Raw genomic sequence first — 26,458 nt, 5'->3', positions numbered from 1 at the left:
GTGCCGAAGTGCCGGGGTGCCGGAGTGCCGGGGTGCCGGAGTGCCGGGGTGCCGGGGTGCCGGAGTGCCGGAGTGCCGGAGTGCCGGAGTGCCGGAGTGCCGGAGTGCCGGAGTGCCGGAGTGCCGGAGTGCCGTGGTGCCGAAGTGCCGGAGTGCCGGAGTGCCGAAGGGCCGAAGTGGTGGAGTGGGGCGGCACGCGGAACGGAAACGATTCCTCGGGACATCCGCTCGACCGATTCCTGCCACTGATGCACGAATTGCTGCCGTGCTGGCCACAGCCTGAATACCCCCTAGGGGTACCAAGTTACATTTCCTCGAGTCATTCGTACTCGAGACAAGGAGCAACTCCAATGCCCGCACCATCCGTGAGTCCGCCCGCGCGTCGCCGCTGGCTGGGCCTCGCCCTGATCGCCGCCGCTCAGTTCGTCGTCATCATGGACACCTCGATCATCGGCGTCGCCCTTCCCGACATCCAGGCAGCGCTCGGCTTCACGCCCGAGTCGCTGTCATGGGTCTTCAATGCCTACGTCGTCGCCTTCGGCGGACTGCTCCTCCTCGGCGGCCGCCTCTCCGACGTGTTCGGAGCCCGGCGCGTCTTCGTCGCGGGCTGGGTGACGCTGCTCCTCGGCTCCGTGCTCGCCGGCGCCGCCGGCAATGCCGCCGTCGAGATCGCCGGCCGCGCCGTGCAGGGCGCCGGCGCAGCACTCATCGCCCCGGCCGCGCTCACCCTGCTGATGACCCTCTTCGGCGGAACCCCCGACCTCCCGAAGGCGTTCGCCGTCTACGGCGCGGCCGCCCCCATCGGCGGTACTGCGGGCGTGTTCCTCGGCGGCGTCCTCACCGAGTACGCGAGCTGGCCGTGGGTCTTCTACGTGACCGTGCCGATCGCGCTCGTCGTCATCGCGCTCACGCCCCTCGCGCTCCCGAGCGTACGCCCCGGACGCGGCCGCGTGGATCTCGGCGGAGCCGTCACGGCAACGCTCGGCCTCGCTGCCGTCGTGTACGGCGTGGTGCGTGCCCCCGAGGCCGGCTGGGCATCGGTCGAAACGCTCGTCGCACTCGCCGCGGGCGCAGCCCTGCTCATCGGGTTCTTCGCGATCCAGGCGCGCAGCCGCCAGCCGCTCCTGCGTCTCGGCATCTTCCGTGCGCCGCAACTCGGTGCCGCGAACCTCGCCCAGGTCCTCCTCGGCGCCGCGTGGGTGCCGATGTGGTTCTTCCTGAACCTCTACCTGCAGAACGTCCTCGGCGCGGGCGCGTTCGCCTCGGGCGCGGCGCTCCTGCCGATGACCGTCCTCATCGTGGTCGGCATGACGCTCCTGGCGCCCCGCCTCCTCGCGCGGTTCGGTGCGAAGCCGCTGATCGTGGCGGGTTTCGTGCTCCTCGCGGTCGGCCTCGGCTGGCTCGGATTCGCGCGGCCCGACGGCAGCTACGCTGTCGACGTGCTGCCCGCCTCGCTCGTGGCGGCGCTCGGCATGGCGCTCGCGTTCGTGCCGTCGCTCGGCACCGCGATCGGCGCCGCCCGCCCCGAGGAGACCGGCGTGGCATCCGGCCTCGTGAACACGAGCTACCAGATCGGCTCGGCGGTCGGGCTCGCGGCGATGACGGCAGTCGCCGCCGCCGTCGCGCAGGGTGGCACGGATGTCGCGGCCGCGACATCCGGTTACTCCGCCGCGTTCCTCGGGGCCGCCGCGCTCGCCGCCGTGGGCGCGCTCGCCGCTGCCGCGTTCCTCCGCCGGCCGACGGCCGCCGGCGCCGCCCCCGATGCCGACAGCACGGCGCGCGAAGAGGTCGCCGCGTAGCCGAGGCGTTCGGAACCACCGAGCGGGTGGGGCGCGATCGCCCCACCCGCTCGCCTGTACCGCCACGGCAGTAGCCGAGGTGCATCCGTTGGATGGATGTGCCGGCCGCCGCTCCCGACGAGGCTTGAACCAGACCTCGTCACGACAGGAGCGATCACACGATGACCACCCCGATCCTCTCGGCGCGCGACGTACGCAAGTCGTACGGCCGCGGGGCGAACCGATTCGACGCGCTGAAGGGAGTGAGCCTCGACATCCGCGAGGGCGAGAGCATCGCGATCATCGGCAAGAGCGGCTCGGGCAAGTCGACGCTCATGCACGTGCTCGCACTGCTCGACCGCCCGTCCGACGGCACCGTCGAGCTCGCCGGCACCGACACCCGCTCGCTCAGCGGCGCGGCGCTGAACCGCGCCCGCAACCAGACCTTCGGCTTCGTCTTCCAACAGTTTTTCCTCACGCCGAATGCGTCCGTGCTCGAGAACGTCATCCTGCCGCTGAAGATCGCGGGCGTCGGTCGAGCCGAGCGGAAGCGCCGCGCCCTCGCCGCGCTCGAGCAGCTCGAGCTCGCCGACAAGGCGAAGAACAAGGCCGTGAACCTCTCCGGCGGGCAGAAGCAGCGCACGGTCATCGCCCGGGCGCTCGTGAACACGCCGCGGGTGATCTTCGCCGACGAGCCCACCGGCAACCTCGACACCGCCACCGGGGCGGTCGTCGAGGACATCCTGTTCGACCTCAACCGCGAACACGGCATCACCCTCATCATCGTCACGCATGACGATGAGCTCGCGGCGCGGTGCGATCGCCGCGTGCACCTCCGCGACGGACTCATCGTCGACGTCGTCGAGGGCGCGACAGGGGCAGCGGCATCGGGGGCGGCTGCAGCGCCGGACGCGGCCGCAACCGAGGAGGGGCGGGCCGCATGAACCCCGTCGACCTCGTCGGCTCGGCGATCGGCAACACGTTCCGCTCGAAGACGCGCACGATCCTGACCATCCTCGCCATCTTCGTCGGCGCCTTCACGCTCACCATCACCAACGGACTCGGCACGGGCATCAACCGGTACATCGACGACACGGTGGCCGCCATCGGCACCGACGACGTCATGACCGTCACCAAGATCGCCGAGAATGCGACGGATGTCTCCGACGGCCCGCGTGAATACGACCCCGACGCGATCATCCGCCCCGAGAACGGCCCGCCCGGCACGACGAGCGTCGTCGCGCCGATCGGCTCGGCCGAACTCGACGAGCTGGCCGCCATCGATGGTGTCCTGCGGGTCCAGCCCGTGAAGAGCGTCGACGTCGACTACATCGCCCGCGACGCCGGCACCGAATACGAGATCGGCGTCGGCGGCTTCGTCAGCGGCATGCGGCTCCCGCTCGCTGCCGGTGAGCAGCCGGATGCCGCGGCATCCGGATTCGAGGTCGTCATCCCCGACTCCTATCTCGACGTGCTCGGCTTCGACGACGCGGATGCCGCGCTCGGCGAGCCTGTCACGCTCGCGGTGACCGATGCCGAGCGGACACAGCACGAGATCGAGGCCACGATCGTCGGGATCACCGAGGCGAGCCTCGGCACGACGAGCTCGGCCGTGCCGAACGATGCCTTGAACGACGCGCTGTTCGAGGCGCAGTCGACGGGACTGGATGCCGCCCAACGGGACATCTACAGCCAGGCGACCGTCTGGTTCGACGCCGCGTCGACCGAGGAGGAGGCGAGCGCCCTGCAGGACCGACTCGCCGACGCCGGGTACGACGCCACGACCGTCGCCGAGCGGCTCGGCGCGTTCAAGAGCGTGATCGACGGCATCGTGCTGGTACTGAACGCGTTCGCGATCATCGCGCTGCTCGCCGCGAGCTTCGGCATCGTGAACACGCTGCTCATGTCGGTGCAGGAACGCACGCGCGAGATCGGGCTCATGAAGGCCATGGGCATGGCCAGCGGCAAGGTGTTCGGGCTGTTCAGCCTGGAGGCCGTGTTCATCGGATTCCTCGGCAGCGCCATCGGCGCGGGACTCGGCATGATCGCGGGCAGCGCGATCAGCTCGACGCTCGGGGGAGCGCTGCTCGCCGACCTGCCGGGGTTGACGCTCATCGCGTTCGACCCGGTGTCGGTCGCGCTCACGGTCGTCGTGGTGATGGGCGTCGCGTTCCTCGCGGGCACACTGCCCGCGGTGCGGGCGGCACGCGCCGACCCCGTGGAGTCGCTGCGCTACGAGTGAGCCTCGGAGCGGGGCATCCGCTGCTCACACCCCGCCCCGCAGGGCCGCGATGGGTTCGATCCGCGCGGCCTTGCGGGCCGGGAACGCCCCGGCGCCGAGCCCCACGAGCGCGCCGAGCAGGGCGGCGCCGAACACCATCGGCAGGTCGATGATCGGCGTCCACTGCTGCACGAGCGCGACGGCCACCACGGCGAAGACGCCGACGGCGGCGCCGATGAGGCCGCCGAGCAGTCCGATGATCACCGACTCCACCATGAACTGCGCCGCGATGTCGCGCCGGGTGGCGCCGAGGGCGCGGCGCAGCCCGATCTCGCCGGTGCGTTCGGAGACCGACAACAACGTCACGTTCGCGATGCCGAGTCCGCCGGCGAGCAGCGCGATCACGCCGAGCACGAGGAAGACGACGTTGATGTCGGCCTGCACGTTCTCCTGCAGCTCCGAGCCCGAGCGCGGCGCCTCGACGTCGAAGTTCTCGGGTGCGTTCGGGTCGAGCGCGACCGGCGCCTGCTCGGCGACGAGCGCGCCCGCGCCGGGGGCGATGTGCACCTGCAACTCCTCGGCCGCGACGAGTCCGAAGTCGGCACGGGCCGTGGCGAGCGGCACGATGACCGAGTCGAGCAGGTCGGGTCGTCGCTGCACCTCGTCGACGATGCCGATCACGGCGTAGGGGCGCTCGCCGATGAAGATCGACGGCTGGCTGTCGACGCGGTTGAGCCCGAGCTTCTCGGCGGCTCGGGCTCCGAGCACGGCCACCCGATCGCCTCGGGTTTCGTGACCGGCATCGAAGTAGCGTCCGGTCACCACGGTGCCGCGTACGGCGTCGAGCAGCCCGTCGGAGGTCGCGAGCAGGGTCGGGCTCAGCACCTCGGGCGCCGAGGGGTCGTTGATGGGAACCGCGGTGATCTGCTGTTCGCCGATGGGCACCTCGCCGATGAGTCCTGCGCGTTCGACACCGGCGAGTCGTTCGACGCGGTCGGGAGCGTCCCACGGGAGCCGCGCGTTCGGCGTCTCGGTGCCGTTCATCGACCGCGTGGTCGCGGGCGAGATCACGGCCTGGGTCGCGGCGACGGCGTCGAACTGTCGGCTCAGCTGGCCCGCCGCGGTCTGCGCGAAGCCGATCGTGACGACGAGCGAGCCGATGCCGAGCACGGTGCCGAGCGTCGTCATCACGAGCCGGCCGGTGTGGCCGCCGATGCCGTGGCTCACCTCGACGAGGAGGTCCTGCACGGTGAACCGGTCGGCGCGCGGCGTGGGCGGGGCGGCCGGCTCGGGTGACGTGCTGCGGCGTCCGATGCGTGGGAACCTCGGGCGCCTCACGGCTCGCTCACCCGGCCGTCGGCGATGCGGATGCTCCGGGCCGCCCGGTCGGCGGTCGCCGCGTCGTGCGTGATCACCACGAGGGTGAGCCCGTCGTCGTTGAGCTCCTCGAAGAGGTCCATCACCTCATCGGAGGTGTGCTGGTCGAGATTGCCGGTCGGCTCGTCGGCGAGGATGAGCTGCGGCGAGGCGATGACGGCTCGTGCCACGGCGACCCGCTGGCGTTCGCCGCCCGAGAGCGTCGTCGGCAGGAACCCCATGCGGTGTCCGAGGCCGACGCGCTCGAGTGCCGCGGTCGCCCGCGACATCCGCTCGACCCTCGGCACTCCGCTGTAGAGGGTGGCGAGCAGGACGTTGTCGAGCACCGTTCGCCGGGGCAGCAGGTGGAACGCCTGGAAGACGAAGCCGATGGTGCGCGCGCGGAGCCCGGCGCGCTGTTCCTCGTCGAGCTCACCGGTGGACACGCCGTCGAGGCGGTACTCGCCCACGGTCGGACGGTCGAGCAGGCCGAGCACGTTGAGCAGCGTCGACTTGCCCGACCCACTGGGACCGACGATCGAGAGGTAGTCGCCACGCTCGATCGTGAGATCCACGCTCTTGAGCGCTCGCACCTCGGGTGGGCCGGGGAACGACCTCGTCACGTCGACGAGTTCCACGACCGGTGCGGCCCGGCTCATCGACCGACCACGACGCGGTCGCCCTCGGCGATCTCGCCGGTGATCTCCACGAACCCCTCGGCTGCGAGTCCGGTCTCGACCTCGACGAGGCGGGTCGCGTTGCCGTCACCACCGCCGTCGCCGTCGACGACCTCGACGCGCGACTCGCCGCCGGGACCCGCCGTGAGCGCCGCGAGCGGAACCGCCAGCACCTCCCCCTCGGTCGCGCCGATCGAGATCTGCACGCGCACGTTCTGCCCGCGGAGCGACTGCACCTGGGCGTCGGTGGGGGCGATGGGCGCGAGCACAACGTCATAGCGCGGGCCGCCCTCTGCGGATGCTCCTCCCTCGGCCTTGCGCGGTGCGACGGAGGTGATCTCCGCCGCCAGCTCGCCGCCGTCGGGCATGGCCAGGGTCGCCGCGTCGCCCACCTTCAGGAGCTTGGCGTCGCTCTCGACGGCCGAGGCGTTGATCGCGAGCGTCGCCCCCGAGACGAGCATCACCGCCGCGTTCACGATCGCGCCGCGCTGCACCATGACCTCGTCGACCCGGCGGGGGAGATCCTCGAGGTAGAGCACCTCGCTCACGGGGAGGAAGGCCTGCGTGCCCTCGAGCGCGTCGGCGAGCAGCTCCTGCGCGTCGGCGAGCTGACGGCGTGCCTGCTCGAGCGCGGCCTGCTGCGTGCTCGTGTCGCGGGTCGCGAGCAGCGCGTCGCGTTCCGCGCGGGCGAGTGCGAGTGCGTCCTCGGCGGCCGCGATCTCGGTCGGCGATCCGCCGCCGTTCCTCGCGTCGGCGAGCGCCCGTTCCGCGGCGCGCACGGCGTTGTCGGCCTGGATCCGCTCCACCGACGTCGGTCCGGTCGCCGCCGAGCTCACCTCGCGTTCGGCCGCGGCGACCGCGTCCTCGGCGGCGCGCACGCCGTCGCGGGCTGAACGCAGCGCCTCCTCGCTGCCCTCCGCGGCGTCGGGCAGCGGATAGCCGATGCGATCGTAGAGCGCCGCGACGGCCTCGGCGGTCGCCGTGTCGAACACGTCCGACGTGCGGTCGCCGGGGTCGATGCCGATCGCGGCGAGCGACTGCTTCAGTTGCGTCACGTCGGGTCCGGCGAGCCCGACCCGCAGGCTCCGGTAGGCGGGCAGCTCGCCCGGGAGCACGATGACCGGCCGACCGACGATCTCGAGGGCGACGGAGGCCGCGTCGAGCGTCGCTCCCACCTCGGGCACTCGACCGGTCACCACCGCCGGCCCGCCGAGGTCGCCCGTCTCGAGCTTCACCTCGACGGAGTCCGCGAACTCGGCGTCGCCACGGATCGTGACGTCGTTCGAGAGCACGCGGCGTTCGACGGGCACGGTGATGAGCCCCGGCTCGGGTGGGGCCGCGTTCGCCGCCGCCTGGCTCGGCGAGATGACGAAGAAACTGAGGCCCACGCCTGCGACGAGCGAGAGCACTGCGACGCCCGCGAGCACCCAGAGCACCCGATTGCCGTGCAGCACCCGACGCCAGCCCGCGACGGCCGGGTCGGCCTTCGGCTCGGGGGCACCGGGCGCGCCGACCGACTCGGCCGCACCGGCTGCACCGGCAGGCAGGGCATACGCGTCGGGCGACTCCTGTGGTTCCACTACTCGCCCTTGGCGTAGACGGCGAGGAGCTCGTCGAGCTCGGCCTGGTGGTCCTTGATGAACTGCTCTTCGAGCGCGAACTGCGCCCGGAACTGCGTCGTGTCGTAGTCGAGCTTCTTCGCACAGCGGAAGTCGGCGAGGGCGAGCTCGATCTCCTTCTCCTTCAGGGCCTGCAGCTCTTCCCCACTCGGCCCGGTGGGGTTCTCCTGGCCCTCCCAGAAGGTGTTCATCTCCTCGGAGATGGAGGTCTGGGCGTCCCATCGGAGTTCGAAGTCGGGGTGACCGGCATCGGCCATGCACTCCGACCACTGGCGGTTGAGCTCCACGACCTCTGGCTGCTTCGGCAGGTCCTCCCAGAGCGCGTTCATGTCCTGTACGAGTCCGGCGAACCGCTCGTCCTCCCAGTACGAATCGCCCTGCAGTTCGTGATTGGCGGAGCCGGTGCATCCGCCGTTCTCCCAGGTGTATTCGTACGAGCCGTCCTCGTTCATCTCCTCTTCGCTCGGCGGGGCCCCGTAGAGCGTGGCGTAGTAGGCCTCCTGCTCGCTCGGCGAGAGGGACTCGACGTAGGGCTGGTTGGGGTCGACGTACTCCTGTGCCTCGGCCTGCTGCTCCGCCATCTCCTCCTCGGTCTGCACCATGCCCCAGCCGTTGGCGGCGACCCACTCCTCGGTGTTGCGCTCCTCCATGTCGTCGGCGAACGTCATGTACTGGGACTGATCGACCGGAAGGTACTCGAAACCCTCCTCGGCCATGCATGCGGCGACCAGTTCCTCGACCTGCTGCTGCTGCTTGATCGCGCGCTCCTCGTCGAACGCGCCGCCGTTCGCGGCTTCGAGGTACCTGGAGAGGGGGCTGTCCTCGTAGGTGAGTTCGCCGCCTCCGCCCGGACCGCCGCCGCTGCAGGCGGCGAGGGTGACGGTTGCGGTGATCGCGATGGCGAGGGCGAGGGCGCGGGCGGATGCTCGGGAAGACACTGTTCTCCAGTCGTGGGGGTCGCCGATGAGCGCGAAGTCGCGCCCTACCGAAGTATGTCCCGCAGGAGTGGAGGCGTCTCAGATCCATGCACAGCGTCGGCGCCCCGGGTCGTCATGCGCCGACCCGTGAGCCCGCGTCGGTGACTCCTGCGGGTACACCCGCGGATGTCGGCACGCGACGGGAACGGACGCTCGTCACGGCCGCCGTGATGGTCGCCGCGATGAAGACGACCTGGAGGAGGGTCCGCGGCCACAGCTCCTGCATGGGGCCCAGATCGGTGCCGGTGAGTGCCAGGTGGACGTTCGCCGGGAACATGGCGATCAGCATCAGCGTCAGCCCGCCTGCCGCCAGGGGGGCTGTCCGCGGGATCAGCAGCCCGATGGCACCCGCCAGTTCCAGGACGCCCGTGATCGTGACGAGGAGCTCCGGCTCGGGCAGGAATGGAGGCACCATCGCGATCAGATCGTCGCGCTTGCCGACGAAGTGCGCGACGCCGGTCAGCACGAACATCGCGGCGAGGCCGCCCCTGAGGGCGACGGGCCACGGGTGGAGGATGCGCACGCCCAGTGCGCCGAGTGCGAGCAGGATCAACGTGACGATGACGAGCGTGATGAGTGGTTCCATAAATTGGATAGTACCACTATCTAATGTGGGCTGCCAGGCCCGTTACGATTCGGGCCGGAACCCTCGCAGCCGCAGGCTGTTCGTCACCACGAACACCGACGAGAACGCCATGGCCGCGCCCGCGAGGAGCGGGTTCAGGAGGCCCAGCATGGCCACGGGGATCGCCGCCACGTTGTAGGCGAACGCCCAGAACAGGTTGCCCTTGATCGTGCCGAGCGTGCGTCGCGCGAGCCGGATCGCATCGGGCACGAGCAGCAGGTCGCCCGACACGACAGTGAGGTCGCTGGCCGCGATGGCCGCATCGGTGCCGCCGCCCATGGCGATGCCGAGGTCGGATGCCGCGAGCGCCGCCGAGTCGTTGACGCCGTCCCCCACCATGGCGACGACGTGGCCGGCCGCCTGCAGCCGTCGTATCGCCTCGAGCTTGCCCGCCGGCGTCACGCCCGCCCGGACATCATCGATGCCGACCTCGGCGGCGACGGCACGCGCGGCACCCTCGTGGTCACCCGTGAGCAGCACGGGCCGGAGGCCGAGCCGTCGCAGCCGCCGAATCGCCTCGGCACTCGTTGGCTTCACCGTGTCGGCGACGCCGATGAGTCCGCGCACCGCGCCGTCCCACGCGATGACGACCGTGGTGATGCCGCGGGCCTCCGCCTCGTCTCGCGCTCCGGCCAGCGACGCCGGCAGCTCGAGCGACCACTGGGAGGCGAGCCAGTCAGGCTTGCCGGCGACGACCAGGCGCTCGTCGACGATGGCCTGTACGCCGAGTCCGGCGTGGGCGGTGAACTGCTCGGCGGCCGGATGCCCCGCTCCGCCCTCCGTTGCCGCGGCCACGATCGCGCGCGCCACGGGGTGCTCCGAGCCGTCCTCGACGGCGGCGGCGTAGCGGAGCAGCTCGGGCTCGGGGCATCCTTCGATCGGGTGCACCAGCGCCACGCGCATGCGACCGCTCGTCACGGTGCCCGTCTTGTCGAGCACGACCGTGTCGATGCGGCGGGTCTGCTCGAGCACCTGCGGTCCGCGGATGAGGATGCCGAGCTGCGAGCCGCGACCCGTGCCCACGAGGAGGGCCGTGGGCGTCGCGAGTCCGAGCGCGCACGGGCACGCGATGATGAGCGTCGCGACGGCGGCGGTGAACGCCACCTCGAGCGACGCACCCGTGAGCAGCCAACCGGCGAACGCGAGGATCGACAGCCCGATCACGACCGGCACGAACACCGCCGAGACACGGTCGGCGAGCCGTTGCACGGGCGCCTTGCCGGTCTGCGCCTCCTCGACGAGCCGGCCGAGGCGCGCGAGCTCGGTGTCCGCGCCGACTCGGGTGATCTCCACGACGAGGCGGCCGCCGACGTTGACCGTCGCGCCCACGACGCGGGACCCGGCGGCGACCTCGACGGGCACCGACTCACCGGTCAGCATGCTGGCATCGACGGCGGATGCCCCGTCGACGACGAGCCCGTCGGAGGGGAACGTCTCGCCCGGCCGAACGACGACCTGGTCGCCGGGCACCAGCGAGTCGACGGGCACGCGCGTCTCGCGGCCGTCGCGGAGAAGCGCGGCATCCTTCGCACCGAGCTCGAGCAAGGCCCGCAGGGCGGCGCCCGACTCCCGCTTGGCGCGCGCCTCGGCGTATCGCCCGGCCAACACGAAGACCGTGACGGCCGCTGCGACCTCGAGGTAGATCTCACTCGAGCCCGTCTCGGGCGAGCCGAACAGGGTGAGCGTCATCTGCATGCCCGGCATGCCGGCCATGCCGAAGAACAGGGCGTAGAGCGACCAGCCGAACGCGGCGAGTACGCCGACGCTGATGAGCGTGTCCATGGTGGCGGCGCCGTGCCGGGCGTTGATCGCGGCGGCCCGGTGGAACGGGTACGCGCCCCACACCGCGACCGGCGCCGCGAGCGTGAGCGCGAGCCACTGCCAGTTCGTGAACTGCAGCGCCGGGATCATCGACATGAGGAGCACCGGCACGGTGAGCGCCGCAGAGATGAGCACGCGTCGACCGAGTTCGCGGGCCTCGTCGCGCGCGGGGGCGCCAGCGGGTCCGCGTGCCTCCGACGACGACGCAGGTGGCGGGGGGAGCGTCGCGCGGTAGCCCGCGGACTCGACGGCGGCGATGAGCTCTGCCGGATCGAGCGCCTCGTCGGTGGACCAGCGCACGTGCGCCTTCTCGGTCGCGTAGTTGACGGATGCCTCGACGCCCGGGAGCTTGTTGAGCTTGCGCTCGATGCGGGTCGCGCACGACGCGCACGTCATGCCCTCGATCTCGAGTTCGAGCGGCGCGGCCGACGACGCGGGCATCGACGCCGCGGGGGTGCTCACGCCGCCGGCGCTGCCAGCGTGTAGCCGGCCTCCTCGACCGCGGTGCGCACGGCGTCATCGCTGATCGGCCCCGAGCTCCTCACGGTGACGACGGATGCCGCGCCCGGCCGCAGGTCGACGGCCACCTGCTGCACGCCGTCGACCTCGGAGAGCTCCTCGGTCACGCTCGACACGCAGTGCGAGCACGTCATGCCCTCGACCAGGAACTCGGCGCTGAGCGCACCTTCGGCGGAGGCGACGGCGCCGGCGGAGGCGACGGCGCCGGCGGAGGCGACGGCGCCGGCAGAGACGACGGTGCCGGCGTGCGAGCCGGCGCCGTGCGAGCCGTCCGTCGCGCAACAGCTGCACGCGGCGTTCGCGTCGGTGAGTCCGAGGTCGATGCGCTTGAAGCCGGTCATGGCCGTCCCTTCAGTGACGTGTGAATTCGCGAAATACCCCTGTAGGGTACCTCTCACGCTACACGAGTCCGAGCCGGATGAGGCTCTCGGCCGAGGAGATGATGGCCTCGTCGCGCGGGCGGGGCTGCCAGTCGAGCATCCGCTGCGCCTTCTCACCCGACGCATGTCGTGAGCGACCCAGCTCGGGAACGATCGCACGCAGGTCGCTGTTGAACCCCGCCCCGAGCCGCACCACCCAATCGGGAATCGTGAACCTCGGCACGCGACCGGCCACATCTCCGAGTTCCTCTCGCAGGAGCCTCGCGATATCGAGGAAGCTGATCGGAGGGCCCGACACGGCGAGGAACCGCTCGCCCGCGGCATCCGGATGCGTCATGGCCCGCACGTGCAGGTCGGCGACGTCGCGCACGTCGACGCCCGAGGTCTCGCCGTTCGGAACCGCGGGCACCTTCCCCTGCAGGAGCACGAGCAGCAGCGCGATGGAGCTCGAGAGATCGTCGCCGAGGACGGGGCCGAAGACGCCGACGGGGTTCACGGCGGAGAGCTCGAGATCACCGCCCTCCCGGTCGATGAAGTCCCACGCGGCGAGCTCGGCGATCGTCTTCGACTTCGCATACGGGCTGAGGCCCTGGGCATCCGGATCGGTCCAGTCCGCCTCGGTGAAGGGTCGATCGGGCCGGCTCGAGTAGCCGACGGCCGCGAACGAGGAGGTGAGCACCACGCGCCGAACCCCGGTGTCGCGCGCCGCGCGCAGCACCCGGAGCGCGCCGTCGCGGGCCGGCACGATGAGTTCGTTCTCGTCCTTCGGCTGCCGCACCGGGTACGGGGAGGCCACGTGCAGCACGCCCGCGGCCCCGGCGACCGCGGCGTGCCATCCGTCGTCGTGCAGCAGGTCGGCCTGGGCGTACTCGAGCCGTGTCGGATCGGCGCCGCCGGCGCGCACGAGGGCGCGCACCTCATCGGCGCGGGCGAGCGACCGCAGCGTGGTGCGCACCCGGTAGCCGTCGCCGAGCAGCCGCACGATGCAGTGCGCGGCGATGAAGCCGGTGCCACCGGTGACCAGAACGAGTTCGTCGGGCATGAGCGCCTCCCGCGACGGATGCTACTCGCGATCGTTCCGGCCCCGATGGGGGTTGACCGGGCTGATTGGCTCGAACGTTGCGTATCGTGGGCATCACGCCATCACCGAGGAGACCGGATGTCCCGCCAGCGCACCCATCGCGTCGCCGTGCTCGTGCTCGAGGGGGCCAAACCGCTCGATGTCGGCATTCCGGCGCAGGTCTTCACCCACCGCACGAGCATGCCCTACGAGGTGCGCGTCTGCGGGGCCGCGCCCGGACTCGTGACCGGCGGCGATGGGCTCTCGTACCACGTGGCCGACGGACTCGAGGCACTCGAGTGGGCCGACACGGTGTTCGTGCCCGGCTACCGCCACCCCGACATCGAGGAGGCGCCGCTCGCCGTGGTCGAGGCGCTGCTCGCGGCGCACGCGCGCGGGGCGCGGCTCGCGGCGATCTCCACGGGCGCGTTCGCGCTCGCCGCGACGGGGCTGCTCGACGGCCGGCGGGCGACCACGCACTGGCACTACTCGCACGCGCTCGCGCGGAAGCATCCGCTCGTCAGGGTCGACGAGAACGTGCTGTTCGTCGACGAGGGCCGCGTGCTCACCTCGGCAGGGGCGGCGTCGGGCATCGACCTGTGCCTGCACCTCGTGCGTCGCGACCACGGCGTCGGACTCTCCAACCACGTCGCTCGCAGGCTCGTCGCCGCGCCGTATCGCAGCGGCGGGCAGGCGCAGTACGTACCGCGCAGCGTGCCCGAGCCCCTCGGCGAGTTGTTCGCGGCGACGCGGCAGTGGGCGCTCGGCCGGCTCGAGGAACCCCTCACGCTCGCCGACCTGGCGCGGAACGCGAACGTCTCGCCGCGCACGTTCTCGCGCCGGTTCGTCGAGGACACGGGGTACACGCCCATGCAGTGGATCCTCCGCGCCCGCGTCGACCTCGCCCGCGAACTGCTCGAGCGCACCGACCTCGGCGTCGAGCAGATCGCCGACCGGGTCGGGCTCGGCACGGGGGCGAACCTGCGGCTGCACTTCCACCGGATCCTCGGGACGTCGCCGACCGAGTACCGGCACACGTTCGCACCGACCGCCGCGGCCGGTTGAGTCAGGTGCGGGGCGCCGCGACGATACCCGGTACGGCTGGGCTTCCGGTGCCGCCCTCCGTCCAGTTCGGCAGCATCGGGATGACGGTGTCGTAGTAGCCCGCCAGGATGAACGCGACCGCGGCGTAGACCATGAGGGCGAACGTCAGGATGCCGAGCGCGGCGCCGACCACGATCAGCCATGGCACCCGGCGGCCAGCCTCCCGGTAGCGCGGCACCGCCATGAACGCCCCCCAGATCGAGAATGTCGCGAACAGCACGACCCAGGTCACCCGCTCGAGTTGCAGGGCGAGGGGCACGGTCACCGACACGATGAGCGCCGCGAGGCCGAGGCCGACCGACGTCCACGCGAAGAACCGCGCCCAACCGACGCCGCGGGTGTGCTCGTAGGGGATCATCCCCCGATTCTGCCGTGCCGCGGCGATGATGGAGCATGGCCACCCGGCTCCTGCTCATCTCCGACACGCACATCCCAGCGCGGGCGAAGCGGCTGCCGGACGCAGTGTGGCGTGCCGTCGACGAGGCCGACGTCGTGGTCCACGCGGGGGACTGGATCGACGTCGCGACCCTCGACGCCCTCGCGGCGCGGGCGGCGCGGCTCGTCGGCGTGTGGGGCAACAACGACGGCCCGGCGCTGCGGTCCCGCCTGCCCGAGGTCGCGCACGTCGAGTTCGACGGCGTCCGGTTCGGCGTGGTGCACGAGACCGGCCCCGCGACCGGGCGAGAGGCGCGCATGGACGCCGAGCACGAGGGGCTCGACGTGCTCGTGTTCGGGCACAGCCACATCCCATGGGACACCGTGACGCCCCGCGGCATCCGACTGCTGAATCCCGGCTCGCCCACCGATCGACGCCGGCAACCCGTGTGCACGATGATGACCGCGGTGACGGATGCCGGGTCGCTGCGCGACGTGGAGTTGATCCCGGTCACGCGCTGACGGACGCCGGATGCCGCCAGCTGGCGCGATCCTTTCGACACATGTCCGCCCGGCCACTTCCGTCGGTGGTGCTTCGAGGCCAGAGTGGCCGGGTACTCGGGAACGAAAGGAACCCACACCCATGACCCGCATCGCCGTGAACGGCTTCGGACGTATCGGCCGCAACACCCTCCGCGCCCTCCTGGAGCGCGACTCCGACCTCGAGGTCGTCGCGGTCAACGACCTCACGGAGCCGAAGGCGCTCGCCCAGCTCCTCCGCTACGACAGCTCCCTCGGCCGCCTCGGCCGCACGGTCGAGGTCGACGGTGACACCCTCGTCGTCGATGGGCGCCGCATCAAGGTCCTCGCCGAGCGCGAGCCCGCCAACCTCCCGTGGAAGGAGCTCGGCGTCGACGTCGTGCTCGAGTCCACCGGTCGCTTCACGTCCGCCGAGGCCGCCAGGGCCCACCTCGCCGCCGGCGCGCGGAAGGTGCTCGTGAGCGCTCCGTCCGACGGGGCCGACGTCACCCTTGCATACGGCGTGAACACCGACGCGTACGACGCCGACAACCACACGATCGTCTCGAACGCCTCATGCACGACGAACGCGCTCGCGCCGCTCGCCGCGGTGCTCGACGAACTCGCCGGCATCGAGCACGGCTTCATGACGACGGTGCACGCCTACACGCAGGAGCAGAACCTGCAGGACGGCCCCCACCGCGACCCGCGCCGCGCCCGCGCCGCCGCCGTCAACATCGTGCCGACCTCGACGGGCGCCGCCAAGGCCATCGGGCTGGTGCTGCCGCAGCTCGAGGGCAAGCTCTCGGGCGACTCGATCCGCGTGCCGGTGCCCGTGGGCTCGATCGTCGAGCTGAACACGACCGTCTCCCGCGAGGTCACCCGCGACGAGGTGATCGCCGCATACCGCGAGGCCGCCGCCGGCAAGCTCGCCGGCATCCTCGAGTACTCGGAGGACCCGCTCGTGTCGAGCGACATCACGGGCAACCCGCACTCGTCGATCTTCGATGCGGCGCTCACCCGCGTCGACGGCAGGCACGTCAAGGTGGTCGCCTGGTACGACAACGAGTGGGGCTTCTCGAACCGCGTCATCGACACGCTCGAGATGCTCGCCAAGGGCTGAGGCCCGCGGCATCCGCTCATCGCTCCGCCTCATGTGAGATTCGCCTCACATGAGGCGGAGTCGTCTGCGCCGACCTCGTCGTCCACGGCGGCAGGATTTCGCGCTGGGTCGGCAGGCATGGTCGTGCCGATGTCGGTGCCGGGGTTCAGAATGGGCGGGTGACACGACGTGGCCTGATCCTCTTCGCCGCACTCGGCATCGCCTGGGGCATCCCGTACCTCTTCATCAAGGTCGCGGTCACCGAGCTCGACCCCGCCATGGTCGTCCTGGGGCGCTCGGCGCTGGCGGCGATCCTGCTGCTGCCGCTCGCATTCTTCCGGCGCGAGGTCGTCCAGGTCGTGCGCCGGTGGAAGCCGATGCTCGCCTACACCGTGGTCGAGATCATCATCCCGTGGTACTTCCTCAGCTCTGCTGAGCAGCGCCTGCCGAGCTCGACCGCGGGGCTGCTGCTCGCCACCGTGCCGCTGGTCGGCGTCGGCGTCGCGTTCCTGATGGGCAGGCCCGAGCGACTGTCGCGCGTGAACTGGCTCGGCATCCTGTCCGGCATGCTGGGTGTCGCGGCGCTGGTCGGCCTCGACATCGCCGGGTCCGATCTCATCGCCGTCGGCGAGATCGCCATTGTGGTCGTCGGCTACGCGCTGGGCCCGGCGATCCTCTCCCGCTGGATGTCCGACCTGCCGGGCGTCGGCGTCGTCGCGGTGTCCCTGGGCGCGACGGCCGTGGTGTACGTGCCGTTCGTGCTGATGACGGGCGCGTGGCCGACGGCGTGGCCGTCAGCGGCGGCCGTCTGGTCGATCATCGTGCTCGCCGTGATCTGCAGCGCCCTCGCGTTCCTGATCATGATCGCCCTGGTCGCCGAGATCGGACCGGTGAAGATGACGACCATCACCTACGTGAACCCCGCGGTCGCAGTGGCGGCCGGTGTGCTGATCCTCGGGGAGCGGATCAGCATATGGACGCTCGTCGGATTCGTCCTCGTGCTCCTGGGCTCCTACCTCGTCACCCGCCGCCGGCGGGAGCCGATCGCGGCGGAGGGGCCCGAAGAGGCGACGGCGGAGCTGCGCCTCTAGCGCGTGTCTCGCTCGCTGCGCACCGTCATCACTGGTGGATCGATGAGATCCTGCCGAGCCCGCCCGGAATCTCGATCCAAGAGGTACTGCAGGATCAGGCCGTCCACATAGGCGGTGATCCGGCGCGCGAGCGAATCGATGCTGCCCGGCTCGAGGAGTTCGGGGGCGATCAGTCGAGCGAGCATTCCCTCGACGATGGAGGCGTAGTCACGGTACTGCTGCCGGCCGCTCGACGGGTCACGTCGCAAGAAGTGAAGGGTGAGTTCGTACTGGACGATCTGTCGCTGCGGATCCGCTTCCACGAGCTCCCAGAGCGCGAGCAGGCATTCGGCGACCGCCTCTTCCACGGTGTGAACCGCCTGGAACTCCTTCTCGCTGAGATGCTGCGTGACGTCGGCCACGCTTCGCTGCAGTACTCCAGCCAACAGGTCATCGACGTCGTCGAAGACGTAGTGAACCGTCGCCAGGGCGCACTTCGCCTCCGCCGCGACGGAACGGGTGGTGAGGCCCCGCACGCCGTCCTTGACGAGGACACGTTCGGCAGCGTCGAGGAGCTGCTCACGACGCTCGGCCATCGGAACACGCTTCGATCTGCTGTCGACCATCCCGAACCTCCTCGGTAGATCCTACTAGTTGATCATTGACTCAGACGTACGTCCATAATATGCTGACGCGCGAACAAGGAGGTTCATCATGTCCGAACGTCGAACCGGCTACGTCTGGGATGAGCGGTACGGGTGGCACGACACCGGCACCTACGCGGGTGCGATCCCAGCCGGTGGATGGGTGCAGCCGTACCATCACTTCGAAAGCCCCGAGAGCAAGCAGCGCCTCGCTCAGCTCGTCGCGGCCAGCGGCCTGGAGCGCGAGCTTGCGGCCATCGATGCTCGCTTCGCGACGGACGACGAGATCCTGCGCGTCCACACCGAGGAGCATCTCGCCTACCTTCAATCGCAGAGCGACGCGCTTCGCGGCGGAGTGTGCGAGGACGGAATCTCGCCGATCGGTCACGGCAGCATGGAAATCGCCCGACTCGCGGCCGGCGGCGTGATGGAGGCGGTCGACGCCGTCATCGAGGGACGTGTCGAGAACGCGTATGCGCTCGTGCGGCCTCCAGGACATCACGCCACCGCCGACGCCGGCATGGGGTTCTGCATGATCAACAACATCGCGATCGCGGTCGCTCATGCCCGTCGGGTGCGGGGGATCGAACGCATCGCAATCGTGGACTGGGACGTGCACCACGGGAACGGCACTCAGGACATCTTCTACGAGGACCCGCTCACCCTCACGGTCTCCCTGCATCAGGACCGCTGCTACCCGCCCGACTCCGGCTTCCTCACCGAACGCGGCAGAGCCGACGGCGCGGGCGCCGCGCTCAACATCCCGCTCCCGCCCGGTTCCGGACGAGCGGCGTACCTGGACGCATTCGAACGTGGGGTCATCCCGGCGGTATCCGCGTTCCAGCCCGAGTTGATCATCGTGGCCAGCGGGTACGACGCGAGCATTCTCGACCCGCTCGGTCGGCAGATGCTGACCAGCGCGACCTACCGAACCATGACCGCCCGCATCCTCGAGCTCGCAGAAGCACACGCAGGGGGCCGGGTCGTCGTCGTTCATGAAGGCGGCTACTCACCGGCCTATGTCCCATTCTGCGGGCTGGCAGTGCTGGAGGAGTTGGCAGGCCGGAGCACCGACGTCATGGACCCGTTCGCACCATTCCTCGAAGCGATGGCCGGACAGGAACTGACGAACCAGCAGAAGGCGCTCGTCGACGCCGTCGTCAAGACGCTGACGAATCAGCCCGCTCCCGCATTCGCCTGAGGAACCTCGGCGACTGCGCCCAAGCCGGAACGAGCGGCCGCGCAGCCCGGGACCGGCCGCGACGAGAACTCCGGCAAGAATCCTTCGAGCCCGTTGTCGATCTCGCGACGCCGCCGTTCGACGTCCAGAATGAGAGACGGAACGCCCGCCTCGCACGGATCGAAGAAGGTATTGCCATGCGCACGCTCATCGTCACCGAGTTCATCACCATCGATGGAGTCATCGACTCGCCCGGCGGCGGAGACCACCCCCGCGCCGGATGGTCGTTCAAGGAGGTTCCCTTCGTGGAGGAGGCCTACGAGATCAAGGGCCGCGAGCAGGAAGAGGCCGGTGCGATGCTCCTCGGCCGGGTCAGCTACGACGAGTTCGCACCGGTCTGGCCGCAGATGGAGGAGTTCGCCGAGTACAACGCGATGCCGAAGTACGTGGTCTCGAGCACGCTCACCGACCCCGAGTGGAACAACACCTCGGTGCTGCGATCACTCGACGAGGTGGCCGAGCTCAAGCAGGGTGACGGCGGCTCCATCCTCGTGCACGCCAGCGCGACCCTGGCGCAGGGCCTGGCCGAGGCCGGCCTCGTCGACCGCTACCACCTGCTCGTGTTCCCCGTCGCCCTCGGCGAGGGCAAGCGGCTCTTCAACGGCCGCGAATCCGGCAAGCTGCAGCTCGTCGAGCACGAGGCGTACTCGAACGGCGTCGTCAAGGCCGTGTTCGACGTCGAGCACTAGACGGCTCGGTCCGGGGCGGTTCCGTCACGCGTCGGGGTCGTCCTCGTCCTCGATGGTGACGGGCTCCTCGTCGACGCCGGGCGGCTCCGGCACGTTGCCCGCGACGCCGAACCCGGTTCCGACGAGGCCCACCCCCGAGACGCCGTCGGCCGTGCCGATGCCGCCGTCACCCCTCGTGTCGGTGGGAATTCCGCCGGCATCGCCGGCCCGGACGGCCTCGTCGTCATTCGCCTTGCCCATGGTCGCTCCTTCCGTGGTCATTCCACCCTCGCCGACCAGCGCATGCCTCGCGCGGGGTTGACACCGGCGACGGATGCTTCGCGCGACGGACTCCCGGCCGAGGCGTCGAGGTCCGATTCCCGCTGCCGATTGCGGCGGCCGCACCGCGTCGCGGCGCGAGGATGGAATCATGACCCGCCGGCACGCCACGCTCCCGACCTCGCTCGGCCCACTCCTCGTGGTGGCCGACGAAGCCGCGCTCCGCGGCATCTACTTCCCGGGCCACTGGTACCCGCCGCCTGACGACGCCATCGGCATCGAGGTCGACCCGGGCCGCGACACGCTCATCGCGCGGCTGGGCGAAGAACTCGACGAGTACCTCGCCGGGGTGCGAACCCAGTTCGACGTGCCGATGGCAACGTCGGGCGGCGCGTTCCACGAGGCCGTCTGGCGGATGCTCCGGGAGATCCCATATGGCGACACCACGACGTATGGCGAGCTGGCGGCACGTCTCGGCGACCGCAATCTGGCTCGACGCGTCGGCCAGGCGGTGGGTCGCAACCCGTTGAGCATCCTCGTGCCGTGCCACCGCGTGGTGGGCGCGAGCGGGTCGCTCACGGGCTACGCCGGGGGTCTCGAACGCAAGCGGTTCCTCCTCGAACTCGAGGGCGCGCCGGTCGTGGCACAGCCGCGGCTGTTCGCCGACCCCGTCGGCTGAGCCGCACCGCCAGTGCTCAGCCGGATGCCCCGCACACACGACAGGGGCCGCGTCGCCGCAGGTGGTACGACCACGTCGCCATCCCGAGCCCGAGGGCCCACACGACCAACAGCACGCCGGGCAGCCACGTGCCCCAGTTCGCCCAGTCGTAGCCGCCGCTCGCGGCCGGCCCGAGCGACATGAGCGCCGTCGGCGGAAGGGTCACCGTGACGGCCGTTGCCGGGATGACCGCGAGGGGTGCCGGTACGGCGCGACCGGCGAGTGGGCCGAGCCAGCGCGGAAACCGCTCGCCCCAGGCGGCCACGAGCCCGTGCGTGAGGACGGCGCCCCCGATGGAGAGCATGGCGAGCAGCAGGCCGACGCTGAGCAGTTCTGGCGGGTCCTGCAGGCTCACGTACAGCTCGTCGGTGAGTCCGATCGGCCAGCCGGCGAACCAGGCGATGCGCGTCACCTCGTAGGGAAGCGTGGCCGCGATGGCCACCACCACCCACGCTCGACCCCACGAGCGGCTCGCCATCGTGGCCGTCCGATGCCCGGCCACGCCGTGCCGGCGACCGCAGTTCGGGCACGCGCCGCGGCTGCGCCGGCGGTAGGCCAGGGTCGCGGCCGCCCAGAGCAATCCGCCGGCGAACACGATGATGAGGTTCATCCGATGCCAGTAGAGGATGTCGCCGATGCCGCCTTGCGGGCCGGGAACCCCGAACACTGCGAACGCGATGAACAGCGGCCAGAGGGCGGCGACGGCGAGGAGTGTGTAGTCGGGCACGACCGTCGTGGCCGTGATGGCCAGGGCCACGCCGAACCCGGTGATCAGCCGCCGCGTGCCCGGAGATCCGATGCCCCGGAGCATCACCACCGCGCAGGCCGCGCCGAGGAGGGAGACCAACGTCATCACCGGGCCGAAGACCTCGACCGGCAGGCCTTCGAGGATCGACAGGCTCCGCCGATCAGGCGGGACCGGCGCGAACGGGTACCAGTCGGCCCCGGCCCACCAGGCCACCCCCATCGCGCCGTAGCCCAAGGCCCAAACGAGGGCGCCCCACGTCGTCCACACGGGCCAGGTCGTGCGCATGCGCACCACTTCCCGTTCCAGCAGCTGACCCATGCGTCCACCCTCGGCCACCGCCGCCGCCGTGACATCACCCGATCGGGTGAGGTGCGCGTCGGAGGCGCAGGGCAGGATTGAGGGAATGTCCGACCGAACCGACGATCGCCCGCTGAGGTCGATCTGGCGGTGGATCCGGCGCGTGCTCGTCGTCCTGCTCGTCGCCACGACGCAGGTGACCCTCGTGCTGGCGTCGGGCACGTTCGCCTCCACCCCGGCCCAGGCGATCACGATCGCGCTGACCGTCTCGGTCGTCGTCGTGCTCGCATGGACATGGCTGCGCACCCGCAGACGCCACGATGCCGGACGCCGCTACGCACGGGCCGGCCTGGCGCTCGGCGTCGCCACCGCCCTGTCACTCCTCGTGGTCCTGCCGACGACGCCGGTTCCGTTCGACCCGCCGCCGGGGGCGCTGCAGTTGGCCGACGGCACCTTCCTCGCGGTGCGGACGATGCCCGCCGTCGACGCCCACGCCGACGACGATGCGCGGGCCCAGGTTCCACTGATCGCCGTCCACGGTGGCCCCGGCGTGCCGTGGACCGCCCACGAGGAGCGCGTGCTCGAACGGCTCGCGACCGACCGCGACCTCGTCGTCTACGACCAGGTCGGCACGGGCGGCTCGGCCCGGCTCGACGATCCCTCGGGCTACACCTTCGAACGCGCCGTGCGCGACCTCGAGGCGGTGGTGGAGTCGACGGGCGCCGACCGAGTGACGCTGCTCGGCTTCTCGTGGGGTGCCCCGGTCGCGTTGGCGTTCGCCGTGGCGCATCCCGACCGCGTCGATCGCTTGGTGTTCCTGTCGCCCGGCGCGGTTCCCTGGCAGGGCGTGAGCCAGCCGCCCGGTTCCCCGCAGAGCCGCCTGTCGCCGCGTGACCTGGCGGGGCTGTACGCCCGGGCGCTCGAGCCGCGCAACCTCTTCGCCTATTCGATGACGCTCATCGACACGGAGCTCGCGCACCGCTTCATGCCCGATGCCGAAGCCGACGCCCGGTACCGCGAGCTCTACCTCGCCGCGGCGGGCGGTCTCGTCTGCGACGGGCACGCGGTTCCGGATGCCCCGGAGCGGCTCGGTCACTTCGCGAACCACGGGCCCGGGGTGGAGCGCGCGCCCCGCACGGGCGTCACGGCGACGAGCATCGACCGGCTGCGGGGGCATCCGGCGCTCATCGTGAGGCCCGAGTGCGACTATCTCGATGCGGGCATCGCCGACGCGTATGCGCGCGAGCTTCCGCTGGCCCGCGTGACGGATGTCGCGGACTCGGGTCATGCCCTGCTCGAGGAGCAGCCCGACGAGGTGATCGCCGCCATCCGCGCGTTCCTCGACGAGCCGGCGCCGGGCACGCACGTCGCCCCGGGTCGATGACCCGGGGCGACGGCACTGCGTGGTGGGATCGTCCTGCGATCAGCCGAAGTTCTCGGCCGTGTCGTAGCCCCTTCCGTTGTACTTCTGCACGATGACCGTGGAGACCGCCGGCTGGCCGTCCTCCGTGGTGTTCACCGCGGTGCCCTCGAGCATGAGCGGCGCCTGGAGGTCGGAGATGTTGCGCAGCGACTCCATGAAGCTCTCACGCGTCGGCTCCTCCATGTTCTCGAACGCCTCCTGCAGCGTGGCCCCGATCATGTAGCTCCACATGCAGTGCGGGAACGCGGGCATGTCGGGGTAGTTGCCGTACTCCTTGAGGTCGGAGAGGAACTTCACGACATCCTCGTCCTCGGCGAACGCCGGGCTCTGCGGGGCCTTCGAGAACGACACCGAGTAGATGCCGGGGAAGGCCGCACCGCCACCGGGCTCGAGGATCGCGGTCGGGCTCGAGGTGTTCGACGGGAGGAACCAGCTGGGGAGCCATCCGATCTGCTGCGCCTTCTGCAGCGACGAGATCACGAGCGGGGTGATCGACATCGCGTTGAAGAAGACGTCGGCGCCAGTGGCCGCGAGCTCGGTGAGCTGCGCGTCGACCGACGTGTCGGTGGCCTCGTAGGTGAGCTCTCCGACGACCTCGATGTTGTCGGCGCCCTCGATGGCCTCCTTGAAGCCCTCGACGTAGCCGTCGCCGTAGTCGTCGTTCTGCGACAGGATCGCGACCTTGTGGTCGGCGCCCGACGCGGCGAGCAGTTCACCGAAGGCGGCACCCTCGTTCTGGTAGACCGGCACGAAGCCGAGCGACCAGGGGCTCTCCTCCTGGTTGCTGAACAGCGGGTCGCCCGTCATGATGAGCACCTGCGGGAACTCCTCGTCGATCGCCGCCTCGCGCCAAGCGCGGTTCGTGGGCGTGCCGAGGCCAGACGTCGCCGCGAAGACCTCGTCGGAGACCATCTGCTGGAAGTTGGCGAGCGCCTTCTGCGGGTCGTACGTGTCGTCGTAGGTCTTGATCTCGACCTCGCGGGTCTGGCCGTCGCCGAACTCGATGCCGCCGTCGGCGTTCGCCGCGCCCATGTAGGCCTCGAGGCCGGCGACGGTGCAGGTGCCGGGGCCGGCCGTCGGGCCGCTGAGCGGCGTCGTGACGCCGAGCGTGATGGATTCGTCGGTGATGCCGGGGCTCGCCGCGGCACCATCGCCGCCGTCTTCGCCGCCGCCGCCGCCGCGAGTGCTGCAGCCCGAGACGGCGAGTGCGACGATCGACGCCATCGCGACGACGCCGACGACCCCACCTGCCTTCTTTCGAATGTTCATGGTCGAATCTGCCTCTCTGTGTTTTCTGGTCCCTCCTGCGCGGCATCCGCGGACGGCGGCTGCGCAGGAGTGGTCTGCGGGGAGTCTCCCTGGGGAGAATCCCCCTGCGATGAGCGAGGGGTCCGTCGACGGGTGAGGCGACGGATGACTCGCGGAAGGCTGACGAGCCCACCGGGGAGCAGGAACAGCACCGCGAGGAGGATCACGCCCTGGCTGATCGCCGTGAAGCTCGGGTCGATCGCGTTCGTCAGCTGCGGCACGAGCACGTAGTAGGCGCCGCCGATGAGTGAACCGGCGATGCTGCCGGCGCCGCCGATGACCATGGCGATGACGAGCCCGATGGAGTGCCCGAAGCTCAGCGTCTCGGGCGACGTGTACTGCACGGCGGCGAGGTACAGGAAGCCGCTCGCCCCGCCGAAGATCGAGGCGATGGTGAAGGCGAGCACCTTGTAGCGGTAGGGCGAGATGCCCATCGACGACGCCACGGCCTCGTTCTCGCGCACGACGGTGAACGCGCGTCCGAACTTCCCGCGCACCAGGTTGCGGGCGAGGATGAAGGCCACGGCGGTCACGACGAGCACGATGTAGTACTGCCACTGGTCGTTGAAGAGGCCGGTCCAGTCGGGGGCACTGGAGAACCGGGCGGATGTCCCCTGCGAGCCGCCCGTGAAGTCGGACAGACGCTTGGCCAGCGGAACGCCGACGATCGGGAGCGCGATGGTCACCATGGCGATCGCGAGGCCACCGAGCCGCGCCGCCGCGAGCGCGATGAGCAGGCCCACCACGCCGGGGACCACCAGGGACGCGATGAACACCACGAGGATGTTCCACTCCTGGTTGACGCCGTAGGCGGCGACGTAGGCGCCGAGGCCGAGGAAGAAGATCTGGCCGAGGTTGATCTGGCCGGCGTAGCCCATGACGATGTTCAGCCCGAGCACCGCGACCGCGTAGACGCCGATGCGGATCAGGGTCTGGTTGGCGAAGACGGGGAGCACCAGCGGTGCATAGAGGAGGATCGCCGCGACCACGACGACGAGCGCGAGCTGCACCCACTTGTTGCGCATGAGAGTCGAGAACCTGTTCATCAGACGCGCACCACGACCTTTCGCCCGAAGAGGCCTTGAGGACGGAGGACGAGGATCACGAAGATGAGGATGAACGGCACCGCGATCTTCAGGTCGTGTCCGATGAAGGGCACGTAGACGGCCGCGAGGTTCTCGAGGATGCCGATCATCCACGCCGCGACCACCGTGCCGAGCGGGCTCGAGAGTCCGCCGAGGATCACGGCGGCCAGTGCGTAGACGAGCGCGGTGTCCATCATGCCGGGCGTGAGGGTGAGCTGCGGCGCGACGAGCGAGCCGGCGACCGCGCCGAGGCTTGCGGCGAGACCCCAGCCGATCATCAGCAGCCGCCCGACCGGCAGTCCGGAGAAGGCCGCCGACGAGGGGTTGTCGGCCACCGCGCGGAGGGCGAGGCCGAGCTTGGTGCGGAGGAACAGGAGTTGCAGCACGACCATGATCGCGATGATCGTCAGCGTCGTGGCGATCGAGCGGACGCTCACCACCGCGCCGAGGATGTTGACGCTCGACAGGGGGAACAGCGACTCGAACTGGCGGTTGTTGTACCCCCAGAGCCATGCAGCGATACCGGTGATGAGCGTCAGCAGGCCGATCGTCACGACGACGGCGGTGTCGGGATCGCCCCCTTCGAAGCGGCGCATCAGGAAGCGCTCGACCACTGCGCCCATGGCGAACGAGATCACCACGGCCAGGAGGATCGCGAGCAGGATGGGCAGGCCGGCCTGTGTGAACGCGTACGCGATGTAGGCGGAGAGCACGGCCATGGCGCCCTGGGCGAAGTTGATGAGCCCGGTCGCCTGGTTCACGAGCACGATCGCGAGGGCGAGGGCGGCGTAGATCGAACCGGTCGAGAGGCCGTCGATGACGAGCTGGATGAAGGTATCCATGGT

The 26,458-nt window shown here is 70.5% G+C and carries 26 protein-coding genes; 11 read left to right on the top strand and 15 right to left on the bottom strand.

The window, feature by feature from the left end:
- The first annotated feature begins 350 nt into the window (after positions 1-350).
- From AB0K73_RS00475 to AB0K73_RS00465, 3 genes are all read left to right on the top strand, one after another.
- Positions 351-1,799 (top strand): MFS transporter, encoded by a 1,449-nt coding sequence (locus AB0K73_RS00475; protein ID WP_360511154.1) that lies wholly within the window; start codon positions 351-353, stop codon positions 1,797-1,799.
- A gap of 161 nt (positions 1,800-1,960) precedes the next feature.
- On the top strand, positions 1,961-2,722 hold the full coding sequence (locus AB0K73_RS00470) for an ABC transporter ATP-binding protein (protein WP_360511155.1): 762 nt from the start codon (positions 1,961-1,963) through the stop codon (positions 2,720-2,722).
- Complete coding sequence (locus AB0K73_RS00465; protein WP_360511156.1) at positions 2,719-4,020, top strand: ABC transporter permease; 1,302 nt, start codon at positions 2,719-2,721, stop codon at positions 4,018-4,020. The genes AB0K73_RS00470 and AB0K73_RS00465 overlap by 4 nt, the downstream gene beginning before the upstream one ends.
- Positions 4,021-4,044: 24 nt before the next feature.
- Here the strand turns inward: AB0K73_RS00465 and AB0K73_RS00460 are convergent, their stop codons facing one another.
- The 8 genes from AB0K73_RS00460 to AB0K73_RS00425 form a co-directional block, all read right to left on the bottom strand.
- Positions 4,045-5,313, bottom strand: coding sequence for an ABC transporter permease (locus AB0K73_RS00460; protein WP_360511319.1), 1,269 nt, complete (start codon positions 5,311-5,313; stop codon positions 4,045-4,047).
- A 20-nt stretch (positions 5,314-5,333) separates the two neighbouring features.
- The gene (locus AB0K73_RS00455) at positions 5,334-6,014 is read right to left on the bottom strand and encodes an ABC transporter ATP-binding protein (protein WP_360511157.1); all 681 of its coding nucleotides are present in this window, start codon (positions 6,012-6,014) and stop codon (positions 5,334-5,336) included.
- Complete coding sequence (locus tag AB0K73_RS00450) at positions 6,011-7,612, bottom strand: hypothetical protein (RefSeq protein WP_360511158.1); 1,602 nt, start codon at positions 7,610-7,612, stop codon at positions 6,011-6,013. The genes AB0K73_RS00455 and AB0K73_RS00450 overlap by 4 nt, the downstream gene beginning before the upstream one ends.
- Positions 7,612-8,589, bottom strand: coding sequence for a hypothetical protein (locus AB0K73_RS00445; RefSeq protein WP_360511159.1), 978 nt, complete (start codon positions 8,587-8,589; stop codon positions 7,612-7,614). The genes AB0K73_RS00450 and AB0K73_RS00445 overlap by 1 nt, the downstream gene beginning before the upstream one ends.
- 112 nt (positions 8,590-8,701) lie before the next feature.
- Entirely contained in the window at positions 8,702-9,214 is a 513-nt protein-coding gene (locus AB0K73_RS00440; RefSeq protein ID WP_360511160.1) for a DoxX family protein, read from the bottom strand.
- A gap of 42 nt (positions 9,215-9,256) precedes the next feature.
- On the bottom strand, positions 9,257-11,515 hold the full coding sequence (locus AB0K73_RS00435) for a heavy metal translocating P-type ATPase (RefSeq protein WP_360511321.1): 2,259 nt from the start codon (positions 11,513-11,515) through the stop codon (positions 9,257-9,259).
- Between the two features lie 17 nt (positions 11,516-11,532).
- Positions 11,533-11,934, bottom strand: a complete 402-nt coding sequence (locus AB0K73_RS00430) for a heavy-metal-associated domain-containing protein (protein WP_360511161.1) — start codon at positions 11,932-11,934, stop codon at positions 11,533-11,535.
- A 58-nt stretch (positions 11,935-11,992) separates the two neighbouring features.
- Positions 11,993-13,015, bottom strand: a complete 1,023-nt coding sequence (locus tag AB0K73_RS00425) for an aldehyde reductase (RefSeq protein WP_360511162.1) — start codon at positions 13,013-13,015, stop codon at positions 11,993-11,995.
- Positions 13,016-13,132: 117 nt separating this feature from the next.
- Here AB0K73_RS00425 and AB0K73_RS00420 point away from each other — a divergent pair, with 117 nt between their 5' ends.
- Complete coding sequence (locus AB0K73_RS00420; protein WP_360511163.1) at positions 13,133-14,098, top strand: helix-turn-helix domain-containing protein; 966 nt, start codon at positions 13,133-13,135, stop codon at positions 14,096-14,098.
- Position 14,099: 1 nt separating this feature from the next.
- Here the strand turns inward: AB0K73_RS00420 and AB0K73_RS00415 are convergent, their stop codons facing one another.
- A complete protein-coding gene (locus tag AB0K73_RS00415; protein WP_360511164.1) occupies positions 14,100-14,495 on the bottom strand; it encodes a hypothetical protein in 396 nt (131 codons plus the stop codon).
- 35 nt (positions 14,496-14,530) lie between these two features.
- On the opposite strand from AB0K73_RS00415, the gene AB0K73_RS00410 reads away from it, so the two are divergent.
- The 3 genes from AB0K73_RS00410 to AB0K73_RS00400 all read left to right on the top strand — a co-directional run bounded on the left by AB0K73_RS00410 (position 14,531) and on the right by AB0K73_RS00400 (position 17,224).
- Positions 14,531-15,034, top strand: coding sequence for a YfcE family phosphodiesterase (locus tag AB0K73_RS00410; protein WP_360511165.1), 504 nt, complete (start codon positions 14,531-14,533; stop codon positions 15,032-15,034).
- Positions 15,035-15,155: 121 nt separating this feature from the next.
- Positions 15,156-16,154: a type I glyceraldehyde-3-phosphate dehydrogenase gene (gene gap / locus AB0K73_RS00405; RefSeq protein ID WP_360511166.1), complete on the top strand. Its 999-nt coding sequence runs from the start codon at positions 15,156-15,158 to the stop codon at positions 16,152-16,154.
- 158 nt (positions 16,155-16,312) lie between these two features.
- Complete coding sequence (locus AB0K73_RS00400; protein WP_360511167.1) at positions 16,313-17,224, top strand: EamA family transporter; 912 nt, start codon at positions 16,313-16,315, stop codon at positions 17,222-17,224.
- On the opposite strand, the gene AB0K73_RS00395 is transcribed toward AB0K73_RS00400, so the two are convergent.
- A complete protein-coding gene (locus AB0K73_RS00395; RefSeq protein ID WP_360511168.1) occupies positions 17,221-17,829 on the bottom strand; it encodes a TetR/AcrR family transcriptional regulator in 609 nt (202 codons plus the stop codon). The genes AB0K73_RS00400 and AB0K73_RS00395 overlap by 4 nt on opposite strands.
- Positions 17,830-17,917: 88 nt before the next feature.
- Here AB0K73_RS00395 and AB0K73_RS00390 point away from each other — a divergent pair, with 88 nt between their 5' ends.
- Positions 17,918-19,048 (top strand): class II histone deacetylase, encoded by a 1,131-nt coding sequence (locus AB0K73_RS00390; RefSeq protein WP_360511169.1) that lies wholly within the window; start codon positions 17,918-17,920, stop codon positions 19,046-19,048.
- Between the two features lie 176 nt (positions 19,049-19,224).
- Positions 19,225-19,776 carry a dihydrofolate reductase family protein gene (locus tag AB0K73_RS00385; RefSeq protein ID WP_360511170.1) on the top strand — a complete coding sequence of 184 codons (552 nt, stop codon included), beginning with the start codon at positions 19,225-19,227 and terminating at the stop codon, positions 19,774-19,776.
- A 24-nt stretch (positions 19,777-19,800) separates the two neighbouring features.
- Here the strand turns inward: AB0K73_RS00385 and AB0K73_RS00380 are convergent, their stop codons facing one another.
- Entirely contained in the window at positions 19,801-20,016 is a 216-nt protein-coding gene (locus AB0K73_RS00380; RefSeq protein WP_360511171.1) for a hypothetical protein, read from the bottom strand.
- Positions 20,017-20,185: 169 nt separating this feature from the next.
- On the opposite strand from AB0K73_RS00380, the gene AB0K73_RS00375 reads away from it, so the two are divergent.
- The gene (locus AB0K73_RS00375; RefSeq protein ID WP_360511172.1) at positions 20,186-20,713 is read left to right on the top strand and encodes a methylated-DNA--[protein]-cysteine S-methyltransferase; all 528 of its coding nucleotides are present in this window, start codon (positions 20,186-20,188) and stop codon (positions 20,711-20,713) included.
- A gap of 16 nt (positions 20,714-20,729) precedes the next feature.
- On the opposite strand, the gene AB0K73_RS00370 is transcribed toward AB0K73_RS00375, so the two are convergent.
- Positions 20,730-21,818: a hypothetical protein gene (locus AB0K73_RS00370; RefSeq protein WP_360511173.1), complete on the bottom strand. Its 1,089-nt coding sequence runs from the start codon at positions 21,816-21,818 to the stop codon at positions 20,730-20,732.
- 85 nt (positions 21,819-21,903) lie between these two features.
- Here AB0K73_RS00370 and AB0K73_RS00365 point away from each other — a divergent pair, with 85 nt between their 5' ends.
- Positions 21,904-23,181: an alpha/beta fold hydrolase gene (locus tag AB0K73_RS00365; RefSeq protein ID WP_360511174.1), complete on the top strand. Its 1,278-nt coding sequence runs from the start codon at positions 21,904-21,906 to the stop codon at positions 23,179-23,181.
- Positions 23,182-23,220: 39 nt separating this feature from the next.
- On the opposite strand, the gene AB0K73_RS00360 is transcribed toward AB0K73_RS00365, so the two are convergent.
- Genes AB0K73_RS00360 through AB0K73_RS00350 form a run of 3 tightly spaced genes read right to left on the bottom strand, consistent with a single transcriptional unit; the run spans position 23,221 to position 26,455 of the window.
- On the bottom strand, positions 23,221-24,489 hold the full coding sequence (locus AB0K73_RS00360) for an ABC transporter substrate-binding protein (RefSeq protein ID WP_360511175.1): 1,269 nt from the start codon (positions 24,487-24,489) through the stop codon (positions 23,221-23,223).
- Complete coding sequence (locus AB0K73_RS00355) at positions 24,486-25,553, bottom strand: branched-chain amino acid ABC transporter permease (RefSeq protein ID WP_360511176.1); 1,068 nt, start codon at positions 25,551-25,553, stop codon at positions 24,486-24,488. The genes AB0K73_RS00360 and AB0K73_RS00355 overlap by 4 nt, the downstream gene beginning before the upstream one ends.
- Positions 25,554-25,573: 20 nt before the next feature.
- Positions 25,574-26,455 carry a branched-chain amino acid ABC transporter permease gene (locus AB0K73_RS00350; protein WP_360511177.1) on the bottom strand — a complete coding sequence of 294 codons (882 nt, stop codon included), beginning with the start codon at positions 26,453-26,455 and terminating at the stop codon, positions 25,574-25,576.
- Positions 26,456-26,458: the final 3 nt, after the last annotated feature.

This window comes from Agromyces sp. NPDC052230 (assembly GCF_040679595.1).
In the GTDB taxonomy this organism is placed as follows: domain Bacteria; phylum Actinomycetota; class Actinomycetes; order Actinomycetales; family Microbacteriaceae; genus Agromyces.
This window is presented reverse-complemented; position numbering and strand designations above follow the sequence as displayed.

Excerpts from the sequence above, each read along its gene's own strand:
- AB0K73_RS00440 (WP_360511160.1), bottom strand. The coding sequence starts at position 9,214 with ATGGAACCACTCATCACGCTCGTCATCGTCACGTTGATCCTGCTCGCA.
- AB0K73_RS00385 (WP_360511170.1), top strand. The coding sequence starts at position 19,225 with ATGCGCACGCTCATCGTCACCGAGTTCATCACCATCGATGGAGTCATC.
- AB0K73_RS00360 (WP_360511175.1), bottom strand. The coding sequence starts at position 24,489 with ATGAACATTCGAAAGAAGGCAGGTGGGGTCGTCGGCGTCGTCGCGATG.
- AB0K73_RS00415 (WP_360511164.1), bottom strand. The coding sequence starts at position 14,495 with ATGATCCCCTACGAGCACACCCGCGGCGTCGGTTGGGCGCGGTTCTTC.
- AB0K73_RS00425 (WP_360511162.1), bottom strand. The coding sequence starts at position 13,015 with ATGCCCGACGAACTCGTTCTGGTCACCGGTGGCACCGGCTTCATCGCC.
- gap (WP_360511166.1), top strand. The coding sequence starts at position 15,156 with ATGACCCGCATCGCCGTGAACGGCTTCGGACGTATCGGCCGCAACACC.
- AB0K73_RS00410 (WP_360511165.1), top strand. The coding sequence starts at position 14,531 with ATGGCCACCCGGCTCCTGCTCATCTCCGACACGCACATCCCAGCGCGG.
- AB0K73_RS00465 (WP_360511156.1), top strand. The coding sequence starts at position 2,719 with ATGAACCCCGTCGACCTCGTCGGCTCGGCGATCGGCAACACGTTCCGC.
- AB0K73_RS00375 (WP_360511172.1), top strand. The coding sequence starts at position 20,186 with ATGACCCGCCGGCACGCCACGCTCCCGACCTCGCTCGGCCCACTCCTC.
- AB0K73_RS00455 (WP_360511157.1), bottom strand. The coding sequence starts at position 6,014 with ATGAGCCGGGCCGCACCGGTCGTGGAACTCGTCGACGTGACGAGGTCG.
- AB0K73_RS00365 (WP_360511174.1), top strand. The coding sequence starts at position 21,904 with ATGTCCGACCGAACCGACGATCGCCCGCTGAGGTCGATCTGGCGGTGG.
- AB0K73_RS00430 (WP_360511161.1), bottom strand. The coding sequence starts at position 11,934 with ATGACCGGCTTCAAGCGCATCGACCTCGGACTCACCGACGCGAACGCC.
- AB0K73_RS00370 (WP_360511173.1), bottom strand. The coding sequence starts at position 21,818 with ATGGGTCAGCTGCTGGAACGGGAAGTGGTGCGCATGCGCACGACCTGG.
- AB0K73_RS00350 (WP_360511177.1), bottom strand. The coding sequence starts at position 26,455 with ATGGATACCTTCATCCAGCTCGTCATCGACGGCCTCTCGACCGGTTCG.
- AB0K73_RS00435 (WP_360511321.1), bottom strand. The coding sequence starts at position 11,515 with ATGCCCGCGTCGTCGGCCGCGCCGCTCGAACTCGAGATCGAGGGCATG.
- AB0K73_RS00355 (WP_360511176.1), bottom strand. The coding sequence starts at position 25,553 with ATGCGCAACAAGTGGGTGCAGCTCGCGCTCGTCGTCGTGGTCGCGGCG.
- AB0K73_RS00380 (WP_360511171.1), bottom strand. The coding sequence starts at position 20,016 with ATGGGCAAGGCGAATGACGACGAGGCCGTCCGGGCCGGCGATGCCGGC.
- AB0K73_RS00470 (WP_360511155.1), top strand. The coding sequence starts at position 1,961 with ATGACCACCCCGATCCTCTCGGCGCGCGACGTACGCAAGTCGTACGGC.
- AB0K73_RS00420 (WP_360511163.1), top strand. The coding sequence starts at position 13,133 with ATGTCCCGCCAGCGCACCCATCGCGTCGCCGTGCTCGTGCTCGAGGGG.
- AB0K73_RS00395 (WP_360511168.1), bottom strand. The coding sequence starts at position 17,829 with ATGGTCGACAGCAGATCGAAGCGTGTTCCGATGGCCGAGCGTCGTGAG.
- AB0K73_RS00475 (WP_360511154.1), top strand. The coding sequence starts at position 351 with ATGCCCGCACCATCCGTGAGTCCGCCCGCGCGTCGCCGCTGGCTGGGC.
- AB0K73_RS00390 (WP_360511169.1), top strand. The coding sequence starts at position 17,918 with ATGTCCGAACGTCGAACCGGCTACGTCTGGGATGAGCGGTACGGGTGG.